This window comes from Nonomuraea sp. NPDC050733 (genome assembly GCF_040654215.1).
Taxonomy (GTDB): domain Bacteria; phylum Actinomycetota; class Actinomycetes; order Streptosporangiales; family Streptosporangiaceae; genus Nonomuraea.
Genome location: NZ_JBFAHO010000003.1, coordinates 1 through 24,119 on the forward strand (window position 1 = coordinate 1; position 24,119 = coordinate 24,119).

Below are 24,119 nucleotides of genomic sequence, written 5' to 3' on the forward strand. Positions count from 1 at the left end.
CGGCGGAGGCGTTGCGCGAGGCTGCCAACAGATGTCCTTCCGAGGGCTCGCGGCGGACTGACTACACGCACGCCAGACAACCTCGCAACGTGAGCAAGCGGAGCGGGTCGTCAAAGGGCAGCGCAAAGGGGCAGTGTAGCCGAACGGCACACGCCTGTCCACTTTGCTCTCGCTGCATGCTTCACGTTGGTCGCAGCATCGCCCGTTCGAGCGAAAACGTCAAGCCCACAAGCCGGACTTTCCGCCGACCCAGGGCCCGGACGCTGGGTTTTCTCCCCTGCGTGATCGGACGCCAACCGTCAGGCCCAAGACGATACCCGCGAACGGGGACGGTTAACGCTCCGTCACGCCGAGGGACGAACCCATGCCGGCGACCGGTGTGGTCGTGAAGGAGGTACCCCGTCCTTGACCTTCGCCAAACCTCTTTTTTGGTAACAATTGACGGTCCCGCCGCGCCCAGACCGCTCAGGCCGTCCCGATCAGCGTGGACAGGTCCGCCGCCAACCACCCTGCGTCACCGCGGACCATGACCAGCCTGACCCTGTTCTGGCTGATCTGCCGCTGAGGGGCCGCCTCCCCCGGAACCTCCCTGACGGTACCGGTGTTCACGAACAAGAGCACCTCGACCCGCCCGGGCTCGGCCCGTTCGACTCCGGCCGCGGCCACGGAGGCCGTCTGCACGGTCTTCTGCGCCTTCGCCTTGCCGGTCAGGGACCTGGCCAGCTCGCCGTAGTAGCCGGCCAGCGCGCCGGTGGTGCGCGTCCTGGCCCGCGCCAGGTCACGCTCGACCGTGCGGTAGTCGTACGACATCAGCTCAGGGGCGGCCGTACGGGCCGCCGCCACGGCCTCAACGGCGTCCGCGTCGGCGTCGTGAAGGGCCCGCAGGTCGGCCCACATCACGCCGACGACCGCGCCCAGCACGAGCACGGCGACGGCCAGCACAGCGGCCATGACGACCCTCACACCCGCCTCCTTCACGCCTGTACGGCCTTCGGCGCCCGTCCGCGTCTCACACCCGTCCGGGACCTCACACCTGTACGGCACTCACACCTGTACGGCCTTCGACACGAGCCAGACCCCGCCGACCTTGGTGAGATCCATCGACCACCGGTAGAACCGGTCCTGGGGCGGCGTCTTCGACCCCTCCCAGCGGATGTCCACGTCGGCCACCACCAGCACCTTCGCCGCCGAGCCGGTCAGCGACACCAGCCCGGTGGCCCGCAGCACGCCGTCCTGCACCACCTTGTTGGCGACCGTGGTGCTCTTGAGCCGTCCCAGATTCGCCTCGTACTCCTCGCGCGCCGCCCCGGTCGAGGTGTCCAGGATGCGCCGCGCGTCCGCGTCCACGGTCTTGTAGTGGAGCGACAGCAGGCTCACCGCGTGCGCGCCCGCGGCGTCGAGCGCGGCTCTCCGCTCGTCGGCCCTGGCCTGCGCGTCCCGCTCCTGCGCGCCGATCCACAGACCCGCGACGGCCAGGAGGACGAGCAGCCCGGACAGCACGAGGATCAGCGGGCGGCCGAGCCGGAGAGAGAGATTCGTCACGTCCGCTCGCCCCTTTCGCCGGTCGCCGGATCATAACGCGGAGGTCACCGCGGCAGGACGGCAATCGGCCGGACAGGCACGAGACGGTATGGATCGGTCAGTGAGCCTCAGGGGCGGCGAGGGCACGCAGCGCGGGACGGAGGGCGGCGACGATCTCCTCGCGGGACGCCTCGCGCAGCTCCTCCAACTCCAGAAGCTGATGGCCCACGGTCAGCCCCAGCATGATCGTCGTCATCAGCGCCGCCCGCAGCCGGGCGTCCTCTCCGGGCAGCGACGCGCTCACCTGCTCGACCTGCCGGCTCAGCGACTCGCGAGCCGTCGTGGCGGCCTCCGGGTGCGTGAGCATCGACCGGAGCATCGCCAGCGAGGCGGGCGGCAGGCTCATCTTCACGCCCAGGGTGCCGAGCAGGTGCTCGACGGCCTCGTCGGGGCCCGTCGCCGGCTCGGTGGGGCGGGCCACGCGCACGGCCTCGCCGAAGAGCCGCTGCTTGTTGCCGAAGTACTGCATGACCAGCGCGGGATCGACCTCGGCGGCCCCCGCCACGGCGCGGATCGTGGTGCGCTCGAAGCCGCGCTCGGCGAACAGCTCGCGTGCCGCGTCGAGGATGCGCCGCTCGGTCCTGCGGCGGCGCTCGGCGCGCGTGAGCGCTGGCTCGGTCACGGCTCCGACTCTACACGCGTTGACCCACTCTGCCTTTTCGCTCTACGCTCGTTGAGCCAACGTCCGCCGAGGGAATGGGATATGCCTGTGTCCACCGAAGAGCCTGTGTCCACCGAAGAGCCTCTCGTCGCCGAAGAGGTCGTCGCCGCCTACCACCGGGCCATGCTGCGCAAGTCCGCCGACGAGCTCGCCGATCTGTACGCCGAGGACGGCCTGCACGAGTTCCCGTTCGGTGGCCTGCCGCCGCTCAGGGGGCGGGAGGAGGTCCGCGCCGGCTACCGCGCCACCTGGTCCACGACGCCCGCCGAGGTCGAACGGGTCCGCACCGTGGCGCTCCACCCCGGGGCCGACGCCGAGGTCGTCGTGGTGGAGCAGGAGACCGACGTGACGGTCAACGGCCGGCCGATCACCGTCCCCGGCCTGCTGGTGCTGCGGATCAGGGGCGGGCTGATCGTCCACACCCGTGACTACATGGACACCGGCGCCATCGGCGGCGTACGCGCCGCCGCCGTGTGATCCGGGAGGGCGGCACGCCCGGGCGGACGGTCAGCACGTCAGCCGGGTCAGCGGATCAGCCCGTCGTCAGGTCGAAGACCGTCACCCCGCTCACTGTGGTGGCCGTGAACGTCTCCTGGACCCAGGTCGCGATCCGGGCCGCGTCGTCGCTCCCCCCGCCGCCCGAGGGGGCCGCGCGGCCGCTCATCCCCATGCCCGAGCCTACGAAGTAGTGGATCTTCTTCTCGGCGACGAACTGCTTGAAGCGGGCGAGCGTCGGTGCGGGGTCCGTGCCGTTGAACCCGCCCACCGCCATCACCGGCAGGCCGGTCGCGAGCTGGTACCCGGCGGCGTTGTTCGAGCCCACGGTCGCGGCGGCCCACGTGTAGGAGGCGGCCCCGCTCTTGAGCAGCGTGGTCAGCTCGGCCGACGGGGCGGCCGCGTCGAGCAGCCCGCCCATGCCGCCGGCCCGGCCGCGCATGCCGCCCCCCATGCCGTCGCGACCCATGCCCTGCGGCGCTCCCCCGGGCCGGCCCGGCCCCGGCTGGGCGCCCATGCGGCCCATGCCCGGCGCCCCGCCGCCCCGGAACGCGCCCGGACCGAACCCGCCGGTGGACGGACCGGCCGTCGGGATGGCTCCGGTGTGCGGGGAGGCCGCGGTGTCCACCGCGTAGGCGGCCGGCCCGGCCAAGGACACCGCGATCGCCCCTGCGACGACCGCGCCCCACCATCGCGGCATCCGCCGCCGTACGGGCTCCAGGACCTCCGGGGCCGGGGCCGGAGCCTCGGGCCGGGCGGTGAAGCGGCTGCCCGCCAGTAGAGCCGCTGCGAGCCCCAGCCCGGCCACCAGCACCACGGGCCCCAGCCACGGGTTCCAGTCCTCGTCACGTGTCAGCAGCACGTACGACCACAGCGCCAGCGCCACCGTGTAGTACGCGTGGAAGATCCCCTGCATGAGGCTGAAGACCAGCCCCGTGACCGCCAGCCATCCGCCCCACACGCCGAACTGGGCGCGGGCCGGATCGGTGCGAGACGCTCCCCGCGTCAGCCACAGCGCGGCCGCCAGCAGGATCAGCGCGGCGGGTAGCAGCCACGAGATCTGGCCCCCGGCCTCCGTGTCGAACAGCCGCAACGGCCCCGCCTCCTGGTTGAGGTTGCCGAGGCCGCCGTAGTCGGCGCCGTTCAGCCGCCCGATGCCGTTGTAGCCGAGGGCCAGCTCCAGCACGCTGTTGGTCTGCGAGCCGCCGATGTACGGCCGCTCCGACGCCGGCACCAGGGCCACGGCCAGCAGCCACCACCCGGCCGACACCACCATGGCCACCCCGGCCAGCGCGAGCTGCCGCATCCGCCGCCACACCCCCGTGGGCGCCGTCATCACGTACACCAGCGCGAACCCCGGCAGCACCAGGAACGCCTGCAACATCTTGGCCAGGAACGCGAACCCCAGGCACACCCCCGCCAGCACCAGCCAGCGGGTGACGGCCCGCTCCTGCGCCCGCACCACGCAGTACGCCGCGAGCGTCAGCAGCAGCACCAGGAGCGCGTCCGGGTTGTTGAACCGGAACATCAGCACCGCCACCGGCGTCAGCGCCATCACGGCCCCCGCCAGCAGCCCCGCCCAGACGGGGAAGCGCCGCCGCACCGTGGCGTACACCACCGCGACGGTCGCCACCCCCATGAGCGCCTGCGGTACGAGGATGCTCCACGAGTTCAGCCCGAAGAGCCGCGCGCTGAGCTCCATCGGCCACAGCGACGCGGGCGTCTTGTCCACGGTGATCGCGTTGGCGGCGTCGGAGGAGCCGAAGAAGAACGCCTTCCAGCTCTGGCTGGCGGCCTGGACGGCGGCCGAGTAGAACGAGTTCGCCCAGCCGGAGGAGCCGAGCCCCCAGAGGTAGAGCGCGGCGGTGGCGGCGAGCAGCCCGGCCGGCGCCCATCGCGTGCCGGCATGCGTAGTGGTCACCCTCGCAGGCTAGGAACGGCCCCTCGGCCGGCGATGAGACGAGCATGAGAATCTCGTTAGTGCCCGGGGTCGCCTTGTCGCGCCGGGTCCGGACACGCAGAAGGGGCGGCACACCCGGCACCAGGGTGTGGCCGCCCCTTCTGGACGAACGACCTCCGCGAGACGCCCCGAGGGCGCCCGGAGAGGGGTGTTACTTGACGGTGACGGTGGCGCCGGCGCCCTCGAGGGCAGCCTTGGCCTTCTCCGCCTGCTCCTTGTTGACCTTGCCGTCGAAGACCGGCTTGGGAGCGCCGTCCACCAGGTCCTTGGCCTCCTTCAGGCCGAGGGACGTGAGGGCGCGGATCTCCTTGATGACCTGGATCTTCTTGTCGCCGGCGGCCTCGAGGATGACGTCGAACTCGTCCTGCTCCTCGACCTCGGCGGCGGCGGCACCGCCACCGGCCGGAGCGGCGGCGGCGACGGCCACGGGGGCGGCGGCCTTGACGTCGAAGACGTCCTCGAACTGCTTCACGAACTCGGAGAGCTCGAGGAGGGTCATCTCCTTGAACGCGTCGAGCAGCTCGTCGGTGCTGAGCTTCGCCATGATGGTTTCCTCCGTATGAGACTTGCGAAATTTAGGAACGGGACCGCGGGTGGTGCGGCAATCCCCGAGTTACTCGCCCGCCTCTTCGCGCTTCGCGCGAAGGGCTTCGGCCAGCTGAGCCATGTTGGTGGGCAGCGCGGCGAACATCGCGGCAGCAGCACTCTGCTTCGCCTTGATCGCGCCGGCAAGCTTCGCGAGGAGAACCTCGCGGGACTCGAGGTCGGCGAGCTTGGTGATCTCAGCGGCGTCGAGGGCCTTGCCCTCGAGAACGCCACCCTTGATCACCAGAAGGGGATTGGCCTTGGCGAAGTCACGCAGACCCTTGGCCGCCTCGACGACGTCGCCCTTGACGAAGGCGACGGCGGTCGGGCCGATCAGCAGGTCGTCCAGACCCGTCACGCCGGCCTCGTTGGCCGCGATCTTGGTCAGGGTGTTCTTCGCCACGGCGAACTTCGCATTCTCACCAAGAGCAACGCGCAGCTGCTTGAGCTGGGCGACGGTGAGACCGCGGTACTCGGTCAGAACGGCGGCAGCGCTGCCTTCGAACTCGTTCTTGAGCTCGGCAACCGCTGTCGCCTTATCCGCCCTCGCCATGGGCCTCCTTCCAGATGTGCCACCGGTGAAGGCACCCCAGAAAAGAGAACAGCCCCGGGCGCAGGGGCGCACACGGGGCTCACACATGGATAACCATGCGGGAAACTCGCATCACACCTGCGCGGGCCGTCCGCTTGAGCGGATCCTTCGGTCGTCAGGTCTTGAGGCACCTGACGACGACCGGCGGTCTTCGGCAACGACCAGAGTACGTGCTGGTCGCCGAGTTTCCAAATCGCTCTCTGGAACCGTCGCTCAGTTGGTGGTGGGCTTGGGCATCTCGCCGACCTGGTCGGCGGGCGGCGCGTCGATGTTCACGGGCTCGTTGAAGCCCTTGAAGAGCAGCGTCGCGTCGAGCGTGGTGTCCTGCTCCTTGCCGTTCAGCGCGAGCTTGCGCGGCAGGCCGTCGGAGCCGACCCAGACGTCGAACTTGACGTCCTTGAGCTCCGCCAGGCCCCTGCGGGCCTGCTCCTGCTCGTCGGCGGGCAGCTGCTTGACGGCCACGTCCGTCGGGAACGTGCCGCTGTAGTGGGTGGCGTCCGTGCCGTCCACGGTCTCCGTGCCGACGGACTTCACGTCCTGGGACGTGGTGACCATCTTGGTGACGTTGGCCAGGTCGAACTGCTGGATCTGGCCGAGCGTCTGCTTGACCTGGTCGGAGCCGCCGATGTCGTTGAGCGAGACCTTGATCCACGGCTTGGTGGCGCCGACGAGCTCCTTCAGCGCCTCGACCTTGACGTAGACGGTGTCGCCCTGGAGCACGGCCCGCACCCCGCCGGGGAGCCCGCGCTCGCCCAGGTCGACGGTGTCGAGGGTGAGGTCCACGGCGAGCTGCGGCTTGCTCTGGTAGAGCATCCGCCCCTGCACCTTGCCCTTGTCCTCAGGACTCGACACGTCGACGACGGCGTCGACGGTGTAGCTGGTGACCTCCGCGGTCTTCTGCGCGGCCTGCGCCAGCACTTCGGAGGCGGCCAGGTTCACCTGGATGGGCTGTGCGTTCGAGCCGCAACCGGTGAGCGTGACCGCCACTAAGGCGGCGCCCGCCGCGGTAGTGGCGAGAGAGATCCTGCGCTTCAGCATGTTTTGACCCTACGTGTCAGTAGCCGGAATTGCCGACTTCCCCGGAGATCTCGGGGAAAACCCAGGGTCGTCCCGGACGGGTCCTTTGCCGCCGGCCTCTCCGCACAACGCGAACGGCCCCCGCCCGGTGGGGGCGGGGGCCGTTCGGTGTGCGCTTGTGCCGGCGAGCGCCCGAGGCGCTGACGTCACACGTCCCGGAGTGCCTCGGAGACGCGCGGAACGTCACGCGCCTCGGAGTGCCTCACAGGCGCCCAGGACGTCACGCGTCCCGGGGTGAGCCGGAGGCGCGGAGGTCGTCGCCTACGCGTCGAGCTCGGCCGTGAGGCCGCGCGTGGCGTTGGGGTCGACCGGGACGCCGGGGCCCATGGTGGTCGAGAAGGTGACCTTCTTGACGTAGCGGCCCTTGGCGGCCGACGGCTTGAGCCGGAGCACCTCGTCGAGCGCGGCGGCGTAGTTCTCGATGAGCTTGCGCTCGTCGAACGACGTCTTGCCGATGATGAAGTGCAGGTTGGCCTGCCGGTCGGTGCGGAACTCGATCTTGCCGCCCTTGATCTCCGTCACGGCCTTGGCGACGTCGGGCGTCACCGTGCCGGTCTTGGGGTTGGGCATGAGACCACGCGGGCCGAGGACGCGGCCCAGACGGCCGACCTTGCCCATGAGGTCCGGGGTGGCGACCACGGCGTCGAACTCGTTGAGCCGGTTGCCCTTGGCGATCTCGTCGATCAGCTCGTCGGCGCCGACGATGTCGGCGCCCGCCTCGCGGGCGGCCTCGGCACGGTCACCGGTCGCGAAGACCAGGACCCGGGCGGTCTTACCGGTGCCGTGCGGAAGGTTGACCGTGCCGCGCACGATCTGGTCGGCCTTGCGAGGGTCGACGCCGAGCCGCACCGCGACCTCGACGGTCGCGTCGAACTTGGTGGTCGACGTGTCCTTGGCGATCTTCGCCGCCTCGGCCGGGGAGTAGAGCTTGTCGCGGTCGATCTTCGCCGCGGCGTTCTTGTGCGCCTTGCTGCGCTGCATGATGTCTCCTTGTGGTCCGCGGGCCAGCTCCGGGCCCTCCCACGGGGTAGGGAAAGGTCTCAGTCGGCGACGGTGATGCCCATCGACCGGGCGGTGCCGGCGATGATCTTCTCGGCCGCCTCGATGTCGTTGGCGTTGAGGTCGGGCATCTTGGTCTCGGCGATGCTGCGGAGCTGCTCGCGGCTGAGCTTGCCGACCTTGTCCTTGTGCGGGACCGCGCTGCCCTTGTCGAGACCCAGAGCCTTCTTGATCAGCTCGGGGGCCGGAGGCGTCTTCGTGACGAAGGTGAAGCTGCGGTCCTCGAAAATGGTGATCTCAACGGGGATGATGTTGCCCCGCTGAGCCTCCGTCGCAGCGTTGTACTGCTTGACGAAGTCCATGATGTTGACGCCGTGCGGACCGAGGGCGGTACCGACCGGCGGGGCGGGCGTGGCCTGGCCAGCGGGAAGCTGGACCTTGACGAGCGCCGCGATCTTCTTCTTCGGAGGCATGAGTCCTTCTCCGGGTCCTGATCGTGATGCTGTCCGGGCGCGGGTGCGGCCGGACATGTCGGAAGGCCGCCCTTCGCGAGAGGCGGCCGGCCGAACGTCTAAGTGTAAGTGATCGTCTTAGATCTTCGAGACCTGGTTGAACGACAGCTCAACCGGGGTCTCGCGACCGAAGATGGAGACGAGCACCTTGAGCTTCTGCGACTCGGGGCTGATCTCGCTCACCGAGGCGGGCAGCGTGGCGAACGGGCCGTCCATGACCGTGACGGACTCGCCGATCTCGAACTCGACCGTCGGGCCACTGCTGGTCTTGGCGGCGGCCTTCTTGCTCTCCTCGGTGGGCTCCGGGGCGAGCAGCTTGGCGACCTCGTCCAGGCTCAGCGGGCTCGGCTTGTTGGACAGGCCGACGAAGCCCGTCACGCCCGGCGTGTTGCGCACGGCGGCCCAGGACTCGTCGGTCAGCTCCATGCGCACCAGCACGTAGCCGGGCAGCACCCGCTCCTTGACCGGGACCTTCTTGCCGCTCTTGAACTCCTGGACGGTGTGCGTCGGCACCTCGACCTGGTAGATGTAGTCCTCCATGTTGAGCGACACGTTGCGGCTCTCGATGTTGGACTTCACGCGGTTCTCGTAGCCGGCGTAGGAGTGGATCACGTACCACTCGCCGGGCTGGCCACGCAGGCCGCTCTTGAACTCCTCGACGGGATCGACGTCGGGCTCTTCGACCTCGGACTCGGCGACGTCGACCTCGTCGGCATCGTCCTCGTCGTCGTCGAACTCAGCGTCACCGTCTTCGTCGGTCGCGGACACGACCTCGTCGTCGGCGGCCTCGTCGCTGTCAGCGAGCTCGGCGCCGGAGGTCTCCTCAGCGGCCTCGACGGCCTCTTCCGGCTCGTCGCCCCACTCGCTGCGGGACTCCTCCGCCGGCACTGAAGACTCGGACACGGTGACTTTCCTCTTCCGTCGAATTTCGTCGAATCGTATGGCGACTCCGTCAGGTGATACCGGCGGCGTCGGATCAGGCTCCGCCGAAGACGCGGAGGATGGCCCACCCGAGGGCGCTGTCGAGCCCGTACACGATCGCGACCATGATCAGAACGAATACCAGAACGACCGTGGTGTAGGTGATGAGATCCTTGCGTGTCGGCCAGATGACCTTGCGGAGCTCATTGACGACCTGCCGGTAGAAAAGGGCAGGCGTAGTGCGAGACTTCTTCTCACCACTGGGCTTGCCTGCGGTCTCGCCGCGCGTGTCGATCGCCACAGTCCTCACCTGAATCTGTCGTATCCGACGCAGTTTGCGGCGCGCATTACACGCCCATTATTGCGCGGACCGCACTCGCAGGGCACGAGGGACTCGAACCCCCAACCGCCGGTTTTGGAGACCGGTGCGCTACCAATTGCGCCAGTGCCCTATGTCGCCAACCACACTACCCTGATCGGCTCACTGCCTGGACCGAACCGCACATCGACATGCGGCGGCACGACCAGGCGAAAGTGTATCGGTGGATCCCCGTTCCGTCGAACCCATTCCGATCTCGCAGGTCAGAGGCCCGCCGACGGTCCTGGGCGGCGAGGAGATGGGAGCATGGAGCCATGTCCATGCGACCTCGCATCTCCACGCGGATCTCCGCGATCTCCGAGTCAGCCACGCTCGCCGTGGACGCCCGGGCCAAGGCGATGAAGGCGGACGGCCGCCCGGTCATCGGCTTCGGCGCCGGCGAGCCCGACTTCCCCACGCCCGACTACATCGTCGAGGCGGCGATCGAGGCGGCGCGCGATCCCCGTTTCCACAAGTACACGCCGGCCGGCGGCCTTCCCGAGCTGAAGCTGGCGATCGCCGACAAGACGCTGCGCGACTCCGGCTACCGGGTGAACCCGACGCAGGTCCTGGTCACCAACGGCGGCAAGCAGGCGGTCTACGAGGCGTTCGCCACGCTGCTCGACCCGGGCGACGAGGTCCTGGTCGTCGCGCCGTACTGGACGACGTACCCGGAGGCGATCAAGCTGGCGGGCGGCGTCCAGGTCGACGTCGTGACCGACGAGACGACCGGCTACCTGGCGAGCGTCGAGCAGCTGGAGGCGGCGCGCACGGAGCGCACCAAGGTCCTGCTGTTCGTCTCGCCGTCCAACCCCACGGGCGCCGTCCACACGCGCGAGCAGACCGAGGAGATCGGCCGCTGGGCCGCCGAGCACGGCCTGTGGGTGGTCACGGACGAGATCTACGAGCACCTCGTGTACGGCGGCGCGGAGTTCACCAGCATCGCCACGGCCGTCCCCGAGCTGGCCGACCGGGTGGTCGTGCTCAACGGCGTGGCCAAGACGTACGCGATGACGGGCTGGCGGGTGGGCTGGCTGATCGGGCCGCCGGACGTGGTGCGCGCGGCCACGAACCTCCAGTCGCACGCCACCTCCAACGTGGCGAACGTCTCGCAGATGGCCGCGCTGGCGGCGCTGCGGGGCGACCTGTCGGCGGTGGAGCGGATGCGCGAGGCGTTCGACCGGCGCCGGCGGACCATGGTGCGGATGCTCAACGAGATCCCGGGCGTGGTGTGCCCGGAGCCGAAGGGGGCGTTCTACGCGTACCCGTCGATCAAGGAGCTGGTCGGCAAGGAGCTGCGCGGGCGGCGGCCGGCGTCGTCGGCGGAGCTGGCCGAGCTGATCCTGGAGGAGGCGGAGGTCGCGGTGGTGCCGGGCGAGGCGTTCGGCACGCCGGGCTACTTCCGGCTGTCGTACGCGCTCGGCGACGACGACCTGGTCGAGGGCGTCAGCCGGATGGCCAAGCTGCTGTCCGAGGCGCGCTGAGGCCCGTTCGGGGCGCTGTCGCGGCCGGTCAGCCGTCCGGGACGATGCCGGCCGCGACCTCGCCGACCTCGTCGGCGAGGCCCGGAGTCGTGGCGACGTACACCGCGACACCGGGCCGCTGGAGCCACATGAAGTTACGCATGTCGCCGCGTGTGCGCCAGCGCAGTGCCGGCATGCCCTGGTACGCGCCGAGCCCCGACCTGCTGACCAGCGTGGCGAACGTCTCGGCCGAGCGCACGCCGCACACCACGGCGACCAGCAACTGCTCGCCGCCGCTGCCGCGCCAGGACAGGCCGCGCACGTCGAGGCGTCGGGTCAGCGACTTGATCCGCTCGAACGCGGGTCCGGGGTCGAGCCCGGACGGCACGTAGGTGATCGTCAACGGGCCGTCACCGCAGGTGAGGCTCGGGTGCGGCGTCTCGTGGACGGTGGCGTGGCCGGGCGTGGTGTGTGCGGTGTGCGTCACGGGCGCGCCGGAGCCGCAGCCGGCCACTGCCAGCATGATGATCGCCGAGGCCAGGCGGCCGCGCATCCATCCCCCATGACTTCTTGTGGAGACTCAGGGAAAACCTCCCCAGTCTCCTACAGGAGTGCGCGCGGAGGCGGCAACCGCAAGCAGCTCTCCGGCCAGAGGTTCGCCGACCCGGACGCGGACGCCGGTGCCCGGCCGCTCCAGCCACACGATGGTCCGGCCGCCGCGCGGGTCGCGCCCGACCATGGCGGGCCGGCCGCGGACCGTGGTCTCGCGGGCACCGGGCGGGGCGGTGCGCCGATAGACCGCCCAGCCGGCGGCGACGGCGCCGTAGTCGACGCGGGCCTCCACGAACCTGTCGCCGGAGCCGAAGAGTGCCTGTACGGCCCGGGAGCCGGGCCCGGCCTCGACCGCTCCCCCTCCGGTCCGGGCGAGCCCCGGGGGCAGGTGGGTGAGCCAGAGGTCGTCGGAGACGACGGCGAGAGCGGGAACGCGCCCGGGGACGGGCGGCACCTTCGCGGCCGCGGCTCGCCCCGGGAACGGCCCCGGGAACGGCCCCGGTGACGATCCCGGGGACGATTTCGGGGACGCGGGGGGCGGGGACGATCGCGGGGACGCGGAGGGGCGCGACGACACGGCGGGTGCCGGTGACAGGGCGGGTGCCGGTGACAGGGCGGCGGCGCGGGGCGGGCGGCCGAATCCCGAGGAGAAGATCCCGTAGACGGCGGCCGCCGCCACCCCGAACGCGCCGAGCGCGAGCGCAGCCCGCCACCAATGCCCGTCCCGCCCGGAGCGTCCCTCTCGCCCGGAATTCCCGGGGTGCCCGTCATGCACTGAGCGCCCGTCCTGCCCGGAGTGCGCGTCACGGCGGGAGGCGTCGTGCCGGAGACGCGGGGTCGTCGCCTCAGGGGTCATGACCGTAGGATCCCCGGTCCGCCGCCGTCCGTGGTCCCGTTCGTACGACTGGACGGCACGAGTCGTACGAACGGACGGCACGGCCGGCGACGGCACGCGGGTCACTTGGCCGGTTCGATCGCTTCCGCGATCTTCTTCAGCTCGGCCAGGGCGTCGACCTTCTTGGCGTACACGGGGCTGATGTACGCCTCGACGGCCAGCCGGTCGCGGACGAAGAAGCCGACCGTGGCCGTGGTGTCGTCCGCCGCCTTCTGCGCCACCTCGCCACCCTCGGTGAGGTGGGCGAGGTAGCCCTCGCGGCCGCCGACCTCGACGGAGGGCAGGGCGCCGATCCGGTCCCGTACCCGCTGGGTGGCCTGGCCCTCGTACACGACGACCTGGACGCCGTAGCCCTGGGACCCGTCCCCGCCGGGCGAGAAGGAGGTGGTGTAGCTCTTCTTGCCGAACCCGTTCTTGCCGGACCACTTGTCCCAGGCGAGGCCGTCGGGCAGGTAGCCGATGTGGATCCCGCCGAACGTGCGGCCGTCGCCCAGGTCCCCGAGGTCCTGCGGCTCCTGCGCGGGGGACGCGAGGGTGAGCATGACGCGTCCGCCCCTGGCGAGCTGCTCGCCGGCGGCCGGCTTCTGCTGGAGGACGACCTTGTCGGTCTCCTCGGCGCCGAGCGTCTCCGGATCGTCCACGACCAGTCCGGCCGCCTTGAGCTGGTCGAGAGCGCGGGTGACGGTCAGGCCCGTGACGTCCGGGACGGTGACGGATTCGACCACCACCTTGTCCTGGCCCGTTGCGGGGTCGGCGGCGGGCGAGGTGGCGACGGGGGCGGGGGCCGGCCGCCCGGCGTTGAGCGCCACGGGCACGGCCACGGCGACGGCGGCGGTCAGGAGGGCGGCGCCGGCCGTGCGGAGCCTGATGACGTGGGCGCGGTGCCGGCGGCGCACGGCCCGGCCCAGCGTGGGCGGCGCCTGCACGTGGGCGACCTGGCGCTCCATGGCCTCCGCGAGGGCGTCCTCGACCTTCATGACAGCGCTCCTTCGGTGACGTTCATGCGTTCGCGGATCTTGGCGAGGCCGCGGGCGGCCTGTGACTTGACGGTGCCGAGCGAGCAGCCGAGCAGGGCGGCCGTCGACGCCTCGGACTGGTCCTCCCAGTAGCGGAGGACGAGCACGGCCCGCATCCTGGGCGGGAGCCTGCGCAGCTCCTCGAAGAGCGCGTCACGCAGGTCGAGGTCGGGTGAGGGCGCGGCCGTCTCGGGCGGCCGCGCGAACGTGATCTCCTGGATCAGGCGGCGGCGCCGCGCCTTGCTGATCGCCGCGTTGACGACGACCCTGCGCGCGTACGCCTCGGGATTGTCGCGCCGGATCCTGGGCCAGTGCCGGTACACCTTCTCCAGCGCGTGCTGGACGAGGTCCTCGGCGTCGTGGCTGGTGGCGCCACAGACCAGGATCGCGGTACGCATGAGCGAGGTGCTCCTGGCGGCGAGGAACTCGTCGAACGCCGCTTCGTCTTCATCGGTCATGAGCGGGGGTCCCCTTTCGCCCCTCCCAACGCGTGAGTGCCGTGTCAGGTTGAGTGGCACCATAGGGAAATGGCACGCCCGCTCGACGCTCTCCCCAAGGCCCACCTGCACCTGCACTTCACCGGCTCGATGCGCCACTCGACGCTGATCGAGCTGGCCCGGGAGCAGGGCCTGCACCTGCCGGACGCCCTGGAGCAGGACTGGCCGCCGCGGCTGCGCGCCACCGACGAGCGCGGCTGGTTCCGCTTCCAGCGGCTGTACGACATCGGGCGGTCGGTGCTGACGCGGCCGGAGCACGTCTACCGGCTGCTGCGGGAGACGGCCGAGGACGAGGCGGCCGAGGGGTCGCGGTGGCTGGAGATCCAGGTGGACCCGTCGGGTTACGCGCAGCGGTTCGGCGGGCTGACGGCGACGATGGAGCTGGTGCTGGACGCGGTGGACCGGGCTGCGGAGCACGCGGGCGTCGGGATCGCGGTGGTCGTGGCGGCCAACCGGACGCGGCATCCGCTGGACGCCAACACGCTGGCGCGGCTCGCGGGCCAGTTCGCCGGGCGCGGGGTCGTGGGGTTCGGGCTGTCGAACGACGAGCGGCGGGCGCAGGCGCGCGACTTCGAGCGGGCGTTCCGGATCGCGCGGCGGGCCGGGCTGCTGGCGGTGCCGCACGGGGGCGAGTTGCTGGGGCCGCGCAGCGTGGCGCAGTGCGTGGACGACCTGCGGGCCGACCGGGTGGGTCACGGCGTGCGGGCGGCCGAGGACGAGCGGCTGATGGAGCGGCTGGCGGCGCGCGGGATCTGCTGCGAGGTGTGTCCCAGCTCGAACGTGGGGCTCGGGGTGGTGGAGCGGCCGGCCGACGTTCCGGTGCGGCGGCTGTTCGAGGCGGGGGTGCCGATCGCGCTGGGCGCGGACGACCCGCTGCTGTTCGGTTCGCGGCTGGCGCGGCAGTACGAGCTGGCGCGGGAGGTGTACGGCTTCAGCGACGCGGAGCTCGCGGAGCTGGCGCGGCAATCGGTCCGGGCGTCGGCCGCGCCGGAGGCGACACGCAAGGACCTGCTGAAGGAGATCGACGACTGGCTGGCGGCGCCGCGGACCGGACCGTGGAGGTCAGCGCAGTGAGCCGGCGATGCGGGTGGCGCGGGCCTTGTCGCCGGCGCCCTCCAGGCGGTGGCCGACTCCGCCCGACTCCCAGATGAGGGTGGGGGCGGCCTGCCGCAGCGGCACGGAGGTGCCGTCCTCGCGCTTGATGTAGCCGAGGGAGTGGGCGCCGCCGATCCACAGGGCTTCCACGCCGCCGGCTTCGACCTGCTCGGGGAAGGGCGGGCCGAGCTGTTTCCACAGGTACGGGCTGATGGTGCCGTCGAACTGGTCGAGGCGGAGGCCACCGGCCCACAGCATGGACACGACCCGCCCGCCGTCGGAGACGGTGACGGCGGACGGCGGCCCGAGGGCGCCGGGGGTTCTGACGGGGAAGCGGACCAGGGCGCGGGCCCGGTCGAGGGTGACGACGCGCTCGCCGGGCAGCGGGGTGGGCGAGAGGACGGGCTCGGGCGCACCGCCGAGGCGCAGCTCGATCCCGGCGTATCTGAGGATCTGGGTCACGGCGGCCCTGCCCTGCGGGGTGGCGGCGGTGACGGCGGCCACGGCCAGCACGACGGCGGCGATGACGGCCCACCTGCGCCTGCGCTCCAGCCGGCGCCGCGGGACGCCGGGGGCCGCCTCGACGCCCTCGCCGCCCAGGCGGGCGCGGACCCGCGCCGCGACGTCGGCGGGCGGCGGGGCGGGCACGTCGAGGGAGTCGCCGAGGGCGATCAGCTCGGCTTCGAGGCCACCGAGGCGGCCGAGGCCGTCAAGACCATCGAGACCGTCCAGGCCATCGACACCGTCCAGGCCATCGACACCGTCCGGACCGTCGTGATCGTCCCGACCGTCGTGATCGTCGTCGTGGGGCTCACGCGAGCTCACCGCCCACCCCCTCCCTCAGCCGGGCCAGCCCGCGGTGCGTGCTGGACTTGACGGTCCCCACCGGACGGCCGAGCACCTGCGCGGTCTCGGCCTCGGTGAGCTGTAAGAAGTACCGGCAGACGACGGCGTCGCGTTCGCCGCCGGGCAGGGCGCGCACAGCCTCCAGGAGGCGCGCGCGGCGGTCCTCCGCCACGGCGGCGCCCTCGGGGTCGTCGGGCGCGACGGGGTCGGCGACGGCGCCGAGCCGGGCGGCCAGGCCGTTCCTGCGACCGCGCGAGCGGGTGAGGTTGTGCGTCTCGTTGGCCACGATCCGCAGCAGCCACGGGCGGAAGGGGGAGCCGCGCCGGAACGACGGCAGATGCCGGTACGCCTTGATGAACGCCTCCTGCACCACGTCCTCGGCCTCGTCGGCGGCGCCGAGCAGGGCGGCGGTGCGGTGGGCGAGCGTGCTGTACCGGGCGACCAGCGCCTCGTAGGCGGTCAGGTCGCCGGCGAGGGCGCGGGCGATGGCCTCGTCGTCGTCCATGGGCGTGTCAGATTCCACCGTATTCGGGACGGGCTGGGAAGGGCGTTGGGCGCATCATGTGACCTTCGGGCCCGGCCGGGCACTAGACTCGGGCCAATCCGCGAGCCCTTAAAGGAACGGGACTATGTCTTCAGGGTATGACCGTGTAGTGCAACCGGCGGCCGGCGATGAGGCGTTGGAGAACCACCTCGGCGGCGACGAGGCGAAGAACTACCGGCAGTACGAGCTGGACATGGTCGCCCCGCACGTCGGGCGGTCGATGCTGGAGATCGGCTCCGGTCTGGGCCACTTCGCCGAGCAGTTCCTGCCGCGGCTCGACCGGCTCGTGGTGAGCGACTTCGACCCCTACTGCGTCGAGCAGTTGCGCAAGCGGTTCGCGGGCCGCGACGACATCGACGTCCTCCAGTTCGGGCTGCCGACCGAGATCCCGCTGAAGGAGAAGGTCGACACGGTCGTGATGATGAACGTCCTCGAGCACATCGAGGAGGACGCCGAGGCGCTGCGCTCGCTGGCGCGGGTGACGCTGCCGGGCGGGCGGATCATCATCTGGGTGCCGGGCTACATGCAGCTGTACGGGGACTTCGACCGCAAGGTGGGCCACGTGCAGCGCTACACGCCCAAGACGCTGCGTTCGACGGTCGCCAAGGCCGGGCTCGACGTCGACGTGCTCAAGCCGATCAACTTCCTGGGCGGCATCGCCTGGTGGGCCGCGGTGCGGCGGGGCGGGGTGGGCTACCCCGACCCGCGGCTGGTGAAGATCTACGACCGCACCGTGGTGCCGGCGACGCGGTTCATCGAGCGGTTCGTCACGCCGCCGTTCGGCCAGACGGTGTTCTGCGTGGCCCGCGTCCCGGGCTGAGCAGCCCCGCGGCCGGTCCGGTCACTTGATGGAGCCGGCCGTCAGGCCGCCGACGACCTTCCGCTCGATCAGCGCGAACAGGATGATCACCGGGATGGTGGCGATGACCGAGCCGGCGAACAGGTTCTGCCAGTCCACCTGATACTGGCCGATGAACGAGTTGAGAGCCACGGTGAGCGGCTGGTTCTCGGGCGTGGTGGTGAGGGTGAGCGCCACCACGAACTCGTTCCAGGCGGCGATGAACGTGAAGATCAGCGCCGTGATGACCCCCGGCATGGCGAGCGGCAGCGTGATGCGGAACAGGGCGCCGAAGCGGCCGTTGCCGTCGATGAACGCGGCCTCCTCCAGCTCGCGCGGGATCGAGGAGAAGTACGCGTTGAGGATCCACACCGCGAACGCCAGGTTGAACCCGCCGTTGACCAGGATGAGCGACCAGATCGAGTCGACCAGCCCGAACTGGAAGAACTCGCGGTAGATGCCGACGAGCATGGCGGTCGGCTGGAACATCTGGGTGACGAGGACCAGGATGAGGAACGCGGTGCGCCCCCGGAAGTTGTGCCGGGCGGAGTAGTAGGCGGCGGGCAGCGCCACGAGCAGCACGAGGATCGTGGACCCGCCGGCCACCTTGAGGGTGACCATGAGGTTGCCGGCCAGGCCGCTGCTCCAGAAGTTCGCCAGGTTCGACCACTCCCACGTCGTGGGCAGGAGGGTGGCCTCGCGCAGCGAGTCCTGGGATCGCAGCGAGGTGAGCAGCATCACCAGGTACGGGAACACGAAGATGAACGCGATCACGTAGGCGGCGGCCGCGGTGACCGTGGTCTTGAGCGCGGGCAGGGCCCGGCTGGGAGTGGGCCGTTGCCTGGTGCGCTGCTGGGCGGTGGCCGGGGGCGCGGTCGTGACGGCCATCAGGCCACCTCCTTGTTCCAGCGGGAGACCTTGAGGAAGACCACGGTCAGGACCAGCACCATGCCGAAGTTGACGACGGACATGGCCGCGGACTCTCCGATGTTCGAGCCCTTGAGGATGAACATGAGGATCGTCGAGGTGGCCGTGGAGTAGCCGGGCTGGCCGTGGGTCATTGCCCAGATGATGGGGAAGCTGTTGAAGACGTTCATCACGTTGATGAGCGCGGCGACGGTCAGGGCGGGCCGCAGCAGGGGCAGCGTGATGGACCAGTACGTGCGCAGCCTGGACGCGCCGTCCATCTTGGCCGCCTCGTAGACGTCCGCCGGGATGGTGGCCAGGCCCGCGAGCAGCGCGTACGTGGTGAACGGCACGGAGACGAACACGGCGACGAAGATCAGCCACGGCATGGCGGTGGAGGCGTCGCCGAGCTGGTCGGCCGAGGCGCCGCCGAGCGCGTCGATGAGGCCGAGCTTGACCCGGATCTGGTTGATGACGCCGACCTCGGGGTCGAGCATCCACTTGAAGACGATCGCGGTCATCAGCACGGACGCGGCCCACGGGGCGATGAGCGCCCACCGGGCGAGGCGGCGGCCGGGGAAGCGCTGGTTGAACAGCTGGGCGAGGGCGAGCGAGACGAGGACGGTCAGGGCGACGACGGCGACGACCCAGATGACGCTGCGGAGCATGATGTCCGCGAAGTCCTTCTCGCCGAACAGCTTCTCGTAGTTGGCGAAGCCGTTGGAGCCCTGCACCACGCCGAACCGGCTGATCTTGAGGAACGACGACCGGATCATCTCGACGACGGGCCAGAGCACCACGACCGCGATGAGCACGGTGGCCGGCCCGATCCAGGCCAGCGGCTCCAGGGCGCGCAACCTTCTCATGAACTACCTTCCATGACGGTACGGCCGGCGTCCCGGCTGCGAGACGCCGGCCGTACAGTGCCCCCGAGGGGTCAGCTGGCGTCGGCGGTCTTCTGGAGCTCGCCGAGGACCTTGGCCGGGTCGTCCTTGACGGCCCCGCCGATGGTCTGCTTGATCGCCGGGTTCACCTCGGCCCACTTGGGGTCCTGGAACGGGTAGAAGCTGGCGTTGGGCAGCCCGTCGAGGAACGGCTTGAGCTTCTCGTCGCTCGACAGCTTCTGGATGCCGCTGGTGGTGACGGGCAGCAGCTTGTACGTGTCGCTGATCTTCTGGGCGGCGGAGCCGGTGTAGAAGAAGTCGAAGAACTTCTTGATCTCGGCGGCGTGGCCGTTCTTGTTGAACGCCATGATCCAGTCCATGACGCCGAGCGTGGTGTCCAGCGGGCCGCTCTTGCCGGGGATGGGCGCGACGCCGTACTTGTCCTTCAGGCCGGCCGCGTCGAAGATCGGGATGGACATGGGGCCGCCGTTGACCATGCCGACCTTGCCGGCGCCGAAGTCCTCCCAGACCGTCTTGCGGTCCTTGGTGCCGGGGTTCGGGGTGGTCAGGCCGGCGTCGACAAGGCCCTTGAGGTAGGTGAACGTCTCGACGTTCTGCGGGGAGTTGATCGCCCACTTGCCGGAGGCGTCCTTGTAGCCGCCGCCGTTGCCGAGCATCCACAGGAACGACTCGCCCTGGGCCTCCTCCTGGCCGAGGGGCAGGCCGAACGGCTGGCTGACGCCGGCCTTCTTCAGCTTCTCGGCGGCGGCCTTGAGCTCGTCCCAGGTCTTGGGCGGCTCGGCGACGCCGGCCTTGGTGAACAGCTCCTTGTTGTAGAACAGGGCGCGGGCGGAGGAGACGAACGGGATGCCATACGCGGTGCCGTCGACCTTGCCGAACTCGGCGAACTTCTGCAGCAGGTCGCCGGAGACGTTCGGGGAGAGCACCTCGTCGGCCTTGTGGAGCAGGCCGTCCTTGACGAAGCCGGAGTAGTCGCCGGTCTGCAGGATGTCGGGCACCTGGCCGTTCTGGACCATGGTGGCGACCTGCTTGTCGATGTCGTTCCAGTTGATGACCTGGACGTCGACCTTGATGTTCGGGTTGGCCTTGGTGAACTCGTCGGTGACGCCCTTCCAGAAGGTCTCACCCGAGTTCGGCTTGCCGGGCCCGTCGCCGTAGTCGGCGGCGACCATCTTCAGCGTGACCTGGCCCCCTTCGGAGGCCTTCTGGTCGCCGGCCGAGCCTGACTCCGAACCGCAGCTGGACAGGACCAGCATGGCCGCCACGCCGAGAGCGGCGCCGCCCGCAAGCTTGATTCTCACCTGTGTACCGCCTTCTCGTCGGACGGGTTCCGCTGGTCCGTACCAGTCGTCGCCCCGCCCAGAGGGTTTTGGGGGCGCGTGAGCCACCGCTCCACGCGTTTGCGTCAGCGTAAGCCCGGTTTTGCTGGGCGGTCTATACCGGCTCGTCTCGGTTCGACAACATCTGGACCGGAAAGCGCTCACCTCCGGTCTAGACCGGATGTCAGGTGATCTTCCGGCGGACGTTCTCCCCGCCCTCGGGCGATCCGACCCACGGCCCCTCGACCGACGGGTCCAGCACCCCTTCCTCCAGGAACGTGTAGCGGCCGTCGAGCACGTACCGTGCCAGGCGGACGTCCGCGCTGTCGCTGTTGTCCCAGAGCCTGGCGAACAGGGCGTCGGCCCGCCGCCTGGCCTGCCGGCAGAAGGTGTCGGCCAGCTCGTACGGCCGGCGCCCCAGGTCCGCCTCGTCCTCCTCGGCCTTCACGCAGACCGCGGTCATGGCGAACAGCTCGGCCCCGACGTCGACGATCCGGCCCAGGAACGCCTGCCGGTGCTCCAGCCGTCCCTGCCAGCGGGACATGCCGTAGAACAGGGACCGGGCGAGCTTGCGGCTGGTCCGCTCCACGTACCGCAGGTGCGGGGCCAGTGGCCCGAAGTCGGCGTACGAGGTCGGCAGGTCGCCCGTGCCGGCCACCAGGGTCGGCAGCCAGCGGGCGTAGAAGCCGCCGGCCCGCCTGAGCGCGCGGGCGCGCGCCTGCCGGGAGGCGCCGGGGTCGATGAGCTCGCCGGCGGCCGACAGGTGGGCGTCCACCGCCTCGCGGGTGATGAGCAGGCGCATGATCTCGGAGGAGCCCTCGAAGATGCGGTTGATGCGGGAGTCGCGCAGCATCTGCTCGGCGGGCACGCCCCGCTCGCCGCGGGCGGCCAGCGACTCGGCGGTCTCGTAGCCGCGGCCTCCCCTGATCTGGACCAGCTCGTCGAGCGCCTGGTAGGCCATCTCCGAGGCGTACAGCTTGGCCAGGGCGGCCTCGATGCGGATGTCGTTGCGCCGGTCGTCGGCCATGCGGCTGGTCAGGTCGCAGACGGCCTCCAGGGCGTACGCGGTGGCCGCGATGAAGGAGATCTTGGTGGCGACGGCCTCGTGCCGCCCGATCCCGCGGCCCCACTGGACGCGGGCGTTGCCCCACTCGCGGGCGATCTTCACGGCCCACTTGGCGTTGCCCGCGCAGGTGGCGGGCAGCGACAGGCGGCCGGTGTTGAGCGTGGTGAGGGCGATCTTCAGGCCCTGTCCCTCGCGGCCGATGAGGTTGCGGGCCGGCACCCTGACCTGGCGGAACTCGGTGACGCCGTTCTCGATGCCGCGCAGTCCCATGAAGCTGTTGCGCCGCTGGACCGTGATGCCGGGGGTGTCGGCCTCGACGACGAACGCGCTGACCTTCTCCCCGGTGCGGGCCATGACGACGAGCAGGTCGGCGACGACGCCGTTGGTGGTCCACAGCTTGACGCCGTCGAGCACGTACGCGTCGCCGTCGCGCACCGCGGTGGTGGACAACCGGGCGGGGTCGGAGCCGACGTCCGGCTCGGTCAGCAGGAACGCGGAGATCTCGCCCCGCGCGCACCGGGGCAGGAACTCGCGCTTCTGCTCCTCGGTGCCGAACAGCTTGAGCGGCTGGGGCACGCCGATCGACTGGTGCGCCGACAGCAGGGTGGCCAGCGCTGGGCAGTACGAGCCCACCAGCATGAGGGCGCGGCAGTAGTACAGGTACGGCAGGCCGAGCCCGCCGTACTCCTCGGCGATCGTGATGCCGAACGCCCCGAGCCCCGCCAGCCCCTTGACCACCTCGTCGGGCACCTGCGCGGTGCGCTCGATCTCGGCGGGATCGACGTGCGCGTCGAGGAACCTGCGCACCGCGCGGACGAACTCCTCGCCCCGCTTGGCGGCGCCGGCTGCTGTGGGCCCGTCACCGGGCACCGGCGCCGGACGCACGAGGTCCAGCCGGAAGTCTCCGAGGAACAGCTGTTTCGCGAAGCTCGGCCGGGTCCATTCCTTCTCGCGGGCCTGCTCGCCGAGCTCTCTCGCCTTCGCGTACTCGCTCATGGCATCCTCCCGCCGACGTTACGCTCCCTGGAGATGCCTGTGTACCCGGCGCTCCGGCGGGGTCATCCCAAGAGATCGTCACGCCTGCCACCGGATGCCGGCTCAGGAAACAGGCACGCGCGGCAGCGGGCGGCGGGCGCCGGCGCGCGTCACGACCAGGGCCGCCAGCGCCAGCGCGACCGGCACCAGCAGGTACGGCCCGCAGCAGGCGAGCGCGACCACCGCGAGCACGGTCGCCGTGGCGGCCGTGGCCCGCAGCCGCCCGCGGGGCAGCACGCGCACCGCCGCGGCCGTGCCCGCCGCGGTCACCGCCGCCAGGCAGGCCGACGTGGCCCGCATCAGCGTGTCCAGGTCCACGGTCCAGACCAGTGCCAGGACCGTCACCGCGCCGGTCGCCCCGGCCAGCAGTCCGAGGCTGCGGTACGGCGTGCGGCCGGGACCGCCGCCCTCCGCGAACCAGGCGGGCAGAGCGCCGTCCCTGGCCAGCGCGGCGCCGAGGCGGGAGGCGCCGGCGACGTAGGTGTTGATCGCGCCGAACGTGAGCAGCACCGCCACCCCGCCGACGACCGGCCGGGCCGCGGCGCCGACGCCGGTCTCCAGCAGCGCGGCCAGCGGCACCGGGGTCTCGGCCGCGTCCCGGCCGAGCACGCCGATCGTGGTGAAGGCCACGCCCAGGTACAGGACCGAGACGACGGCCAGCGTGGTCACGGTCGCCCTGGTCAGCCCGCGGCCGTCGGCGAACTCGGCCGACAGGTGGCTCGCCGCCTCCCAGCCGACGAAGGCGAACAGCAGCACCCCGGCCGCGTCCGCGACCCCCGCCACGCCGTACGGCGCGAACGGCGTGAAGCGGGCGGCCTCGGCGTGCGGCGCGGCCGTGACCACGGCGACGGCCAGCACCGTCACCAGGGCCAGCACCATGCCGAGCTGCAACCGCCCGGAGGTGCGCAGCCCCGCGGCGTTGGAGGCGAACGCCAGCAGGAGCAGTCCCCCGGCCACCACCCAGGTCCCGGTCCGGGAGCCCGCGCCGACGGCGGCGGCCACGTACTCGCCGCCCACCAGCGCCCCGGCCACCGTGCCCACGGGGACGGCCCCGTAGAACCACCAGCCCACGACCGCCGAGGCGCGCCGCCCGAACGCCAGCCCGGCGAAGCTCGCCACTCCCCCGCCGTCGGGATGGCGTGAGCCGAGCGCGGCGAAGGTGAGCGCCACCGGCACGCTCAGCAGCAGCAGCGCGGTCCACGCCAGCACCGAGGCGGGCCCGGCCGCCGCTGCCGCCAGGTGCGGGAGCACCAGCATCCCCGGCCCGAGCACCGCGCCCACCAGCAGCGCCGTCCCCTGCACGGCCCCCAGCCGACCCGTCTTCTGTCCCGTCGTACCGCTCATGACCGGAAAACTAGTCATTCGAGTGCCTTGTCGGGGTTCCCACCGAACGGACGGCCG

At 71.1% G+C, this 24,119-nt stretch carries 26 protein-coding genes and 1 tRNA gene; 4 read left to right on the forward strand and 23 right to left on the reverse strand.

Annotated features, from left to right (window positions below):
- Positions 1 to 465 precede the first annotated feature (465 nt).
- The 3 genes from AB0H64_RS06525 to AB0H64_RS06535 all read right to left on the reverse strand — a co-directional run bounded on the left by AB0H64_RS06525 (position 466) and on the right by AB0H64_RS06535 (position 2,203).
- The gene (locus tag AB0H64_RS06525) at positions 466 to 963 is read right to left on the reverse strand and encodes a hypothetical protein (RefSeq protein ID WP_357620819.1); all 498 of its coding nucleotides are present in this window, start codon (positions 961 to 963) and stop codon (positions 466 to 468) included.
- Between the two features lie 81 nt (positions 964 to 1,044).
- A complete protein-coding gene (locus AB0H64_RS06530) occupies positions 1,045 to 1,542 on the reverse strand; it encodes a hypothetical protein (RefSeq protein WP_357620821.1) in 498 nt (165 codons plus the stop codon).
- Positions 1,543 to 1,639: 97 nt separating this feature from the next.
- Entirely contained in the window at positions 1,640 to 2,203 is a 564-nt protein-coding gene (locus tag AB0H64_RS06535) for a TetR family transcriptional regulator (RefSeq protein WP_357620823.1), read from the reverse strand.
- Positions 2,204 to 2,308: 105 nt separating this feature from the next.
- Between AB0H64_RS06535 and AB0H64_RS06540 the strand changes: the two genes are divergently transcribed.
- Positions 2,309 to 2,719, forward strand: a complete 411-nt coding sequence (locus tag AB0H64_RS06540) for a nuclear transport factor 2 family protein (RefSeq protein WP_357620825.1) — start codon at positions 2,309 to 2,311, stop codon at positions 2,717 to 2,719.
- 55 nt (positions 2,720 to 2,774) lie between these two features.
- Here AB0H64_RS06540 and AB0H64_RS06545 read toward each other — a convergent pair whose 3' ends face one another.
- From AB0H64_RS06545 to AB0H64_RS06585, 9 genes are all read right to left on the reverse strand, one after another.
- Entirely contained in the window at positions 2,775 to 4,658 is a 1,884-nt protein-coding gene (locus AB0H64_RS06545) for a glycosyltransferase family 39 protein (protein WP_357620827.1), read from the reverse strand.
- Positions 4,659 to 4,848: 190 nt separating this feature from the next.
- A complete protein-coding gene (gene rplL / locus AB0H64_RS06550; RefSeq protein ID WP_253768422.1) occupies positions 4,849 to 5,241 on the reverse strand; it encodes a 50S ribosomal protein L7/L12 in 393 nt (130 codons plus the stop codon).
- Between the two features lie 69 nt (positions 5,242 to 5,310).
- The gene (gene rplJ / locus AB0H64_RS06555) at positions 5,311 to 5,835 is read right to left on the reverse strand and encodes a 50S ribosomal protein L10 (protein ID WP_310708538.1); all 525 of its coding nucleotides are present in this window, start codon (positions 5,833 to 5,835) and stop codon (positions 5,311 to 5,313) included.
- Between the two features lie 252 nt (positions 5,836 to 6,087).
- On the reverse strand, positions 6,088 to 6,912 hold the full coding sequence (locus tag AB0H64_RS06560) for an LppX_LprAFG lipoprotein (protein ID WP_357620830.1): 825 nt from the start codon (positions 6,910 to 6,912) through the stop codon (positions 6,088 to 6,090).
- Between the two features lie 300 nt (positions 6,913 to 7,212).
- Entirely contained in the window at positions 7,213 to 7,932 is a 720-nt protein-coding gene (gene rplA, locus AB0H64_RS06565) for a 50S ribosomal protein L1 (protein WP_310708540.1), read from the reverse strand.
- A 59-nt stretch (positions 7,933 to 7,991) separates the two neighbouring features.
- Positions 7,992 to 8,423 (reverse strand): 50S ribosomal protein L11, encoded by a 432-nt coding sequence (gene rplK, locus AB0H64_RS06570; protein ID WP_175595475.1) that lies wholly within the window; start codon positions 8,421 to 8,423, stop codon positions 7,992 to 7,994.
- Between the two features lie 117 nt (positions 8,424 to 8,540).
- Positions 8,541 to 9,365, reverse strand: coding sequence for a transcription termination/antitermination protein NusG (gene nusG / locus AB0H64_RS06575; RefSeq protein WP_357620833.1), 825 nt, complete (start codon positions 9,363 to 9,365; stop codon positions 8,541 to 8,543).
- Positions 9,366 to 9,438: 73 nt separating this feature from the next.
- Entirely contained in the window at positions 9,439 to 9,684 is a 246-nt protein-coding gene (gene secE, locus AB0H64_RS06580; RefSeq protein ID WP_310708543.1) for a preprotein translocase subunit SecE, read from the reverse strand.
- 78 nt (positions 9,685 to 9,762) lie between these two features.
- Positions 9,763 to 9,835, reverse strand: a tRNA-Trp gene (locus tag AB0H64_RS06585).
- Between the two features lie 181 nt (positions 9,836 to 10,016).
- Between AB0H64_RS06585 and AB0H64_RS06590 the strand changes: the two genes are divergently transcribed.
- On the forward strand, positions 10,017 to 11,225 hold the full coding sequence (locus AB0H64_RS06590) for a pyridoxal phosphate-dependent aminotransferase (RefSeq protein WP_357620835.1): 1,209 nt from the start codon (positions 10,017 to 10,019) through the stop codon (positions 11,223 to 11,225).
- A gap of 28 nt (positions 11,226 to 11,253) precedes the next feature.
- On the opposite strand, the gene AB0H64_RS06595 is transcribed toward AB0H64_RS06590, so the two are convergent.
- The 4 genes from AB0H64_RS06595 to AB0H64_RS06610 all read right to left on the reverse strand — a co-directional run bounded on the left by AB0H64_RS06595 (position 11,254) and on the right by AB0H64_RS06610 (position 14,125).
- A complete protein-coding gene (locus tag AB0H64_RS06595) occupies positions 11,254 to 11,757 on the reverse strand; it encodes a hypothetical protein (RefSeq protein ID WP_357620837.1) in 504 nt (167 codons plus the stop codon).
- A gap of 27 nt (positions 11,758 to 11,784) precedes the next feature.
- Positions 11,785 to 12,210 (reverse strand): hypothetical protein, encoded by a 426-nt coding sequence (locus tag AB0H64_RS06600; RefSeq protein ID WP_357620839.1) that lies wholly within the window; start codon positions 12,208 to 12,210, stop codon positions 11,785 to 11,787.
- Positions 12,211 to 12,713: 503 nt separating this feature from the next.
- The gene (locus AB0H64_RS06605) at positions 12,714 to 13,628 is read right to left on the reverse strand and encodes a PASTA domain-containing protein (protein WP_357620841.1); all 915 of its coding nucleotides are present in this window, start codon (positions 13,626 to 13,628) and stop codon (positions 12,714 to 12,716) included.
- Positions 13,625 to 14,125 carry a SigE family RNA polymerase sigma factor gene (locus AB0H64_RS06610; RefSeq protein WP_357620843.1) on the reverse strand — a complete coding sequence of 167 codons (501 nt, stop codon included), beginning with the start codon at positions 14,123 to 14,125 and terminating at the stop codon, positions 13,625 to 13,627. The genes AB0H64_RS06605 and AB0H64_RS06610 overlap by 4 nt, the downstream gene beginning before the upstream one ends.
- A 69-nt stretch (positions 14,126 to 14,194) precedes the next feature.
- Here AB0H64_RS06610 and AB0H64_RS06615 point away from each other — a divergent pair, with 69 nt between their 5' ends.
- Entirely contained in the window at positions 14,195 to 15,238 is a 1,044-nt protein-coding gene (locus AB0H64_RS06615) for an adenosine deaminase (protein WP_357620845.1), read from the forward strand.
- Here AB0H64_RS06615 and AB0H64_RS06620 read toward each other — a convergent pair.
- Positions 15,227 to 16,084 (reverse strand): hypothetical protein, encoded by an 858-nt coding sequence (locus tag AB0H64_RS06620; protein WP_357620847.1) that lies wholly within the window; start codon positions 16,082 to 16,084, stop codon positions 15,227 to 15,229. The two genes, AB0H64_RS06615 and AB0H64_RS06620, sit on opposite strands and share 12 nt — an antisense overlap.
- Positions 16,071 to 16,610 (reverse strand): RNA polymerase sigma factor, encoded by a 540-nt coding sequence (locus AB0H64_RS06625; RefSeq protein WP_357620849.1) that lies wholly within the window; start codon positions 16,608 to 16,610, stop codon positions 16,071 to 16,073. The genes AB0H64_RS06620 and AB0H64_RS06625 overlap by 14 nt, the downstream gene beginning before the upstream one ends.
- A 148-nt stretch (positions 16,611 to 16,758) precedes the next feature.
- On the opposite strand from AB0H64_RS06625, the gene AB0H64_RS06630 reads away from it, so the two are divergent.
- The gene (locus AB0H64_RS06630; protein ID WP_357620851.1) at positions 16,759 to 17,469 is read left to right on the forward strand and encodes a methyltransferase; all 711 of its coding nucleotides are present in this window, start codon (positions 16,759 to 16,761) and stop codon (positions 17,467 to 17,469) included.
- A 21-nt stretch (positions 17,470 to 17,490) separates the two neighbouring features.
- Here AB0H64_RS06630 and AB0H64_RS06635 read toward each other — a convergent pair whose 3' ends face one another.
- The 5 genes from AB0H64_RS06635 to AB0H64_RS06655 all read right to left on the reverse strand — a co-directional run bounded on the left by AB0H64_RS06635 (position 17,491) and on the right by AB0H64_RS06655 (position 24,062).
- On the reverse strand, positions 17,491 to 18,375 hold the full coding sequence (locus tag AB0H64_RS06635; protein ID WP_357620853.1) for a carbohydrate ABC transporter permease: 885 nt from the start codon (positions 18,373 to 18,375) through the stop codon (positions 17,491 to 17,493).
- Complete coding sequence (locus tag AB0H64_RS06640; RefSeq protein WP_357620856.1) at positions 18,375 to 19,259, reverse strand: sugar ABC transporter permease; 885 nt, start codon at positions 19,257 to 19,259, stop codon at positions 18,375 to 18,377. Before AB0H64_RS06640 ends, AB0H64_RS06635 begins: the two co-directional genes overlap by 1 nt.
- Positions 19,260 to 19,330: 71 nt before the next feature.
- Positions 19,331 to 20,599 carry an extracellular solute-binding protein gene (locus AB0H64_RS06645; RefSeq protein WP_357620858.1) on the reverse strand — a complete coding sequence of 423 codons (1,269 nt, stop codon included), beginning with the start codon at positions 20,597 to 20,599 and terminating at the stop codon, positions 19,331 to 19,333.
- A 202-nt stretch (positions 20,600 to 20,801) separates the two neighbouring features.
- Entirely contained in the window at positions 20,802 to 22,679 is a 1,878-nt protein-coding gene (locus tag AB0H64_RS06650; protein WP_357620860.1) for an acyl-CoA dehydrogenase family protein, read from the reverse strand.
- Positions 22,680 to 22,781: 102 nt separating this feature from the next.
- Entirely contained in the window at positions 22,782 to 24,062 is a 1,281-nt protein-coding gene (locus AB0H64_RS06655; protein ID WP_357620862.1) for an amino acid permease, read from the reverse strand.
- Between the last annotated feature and the right edge of the window lie 57 nt (positions 24,063 to 24,119).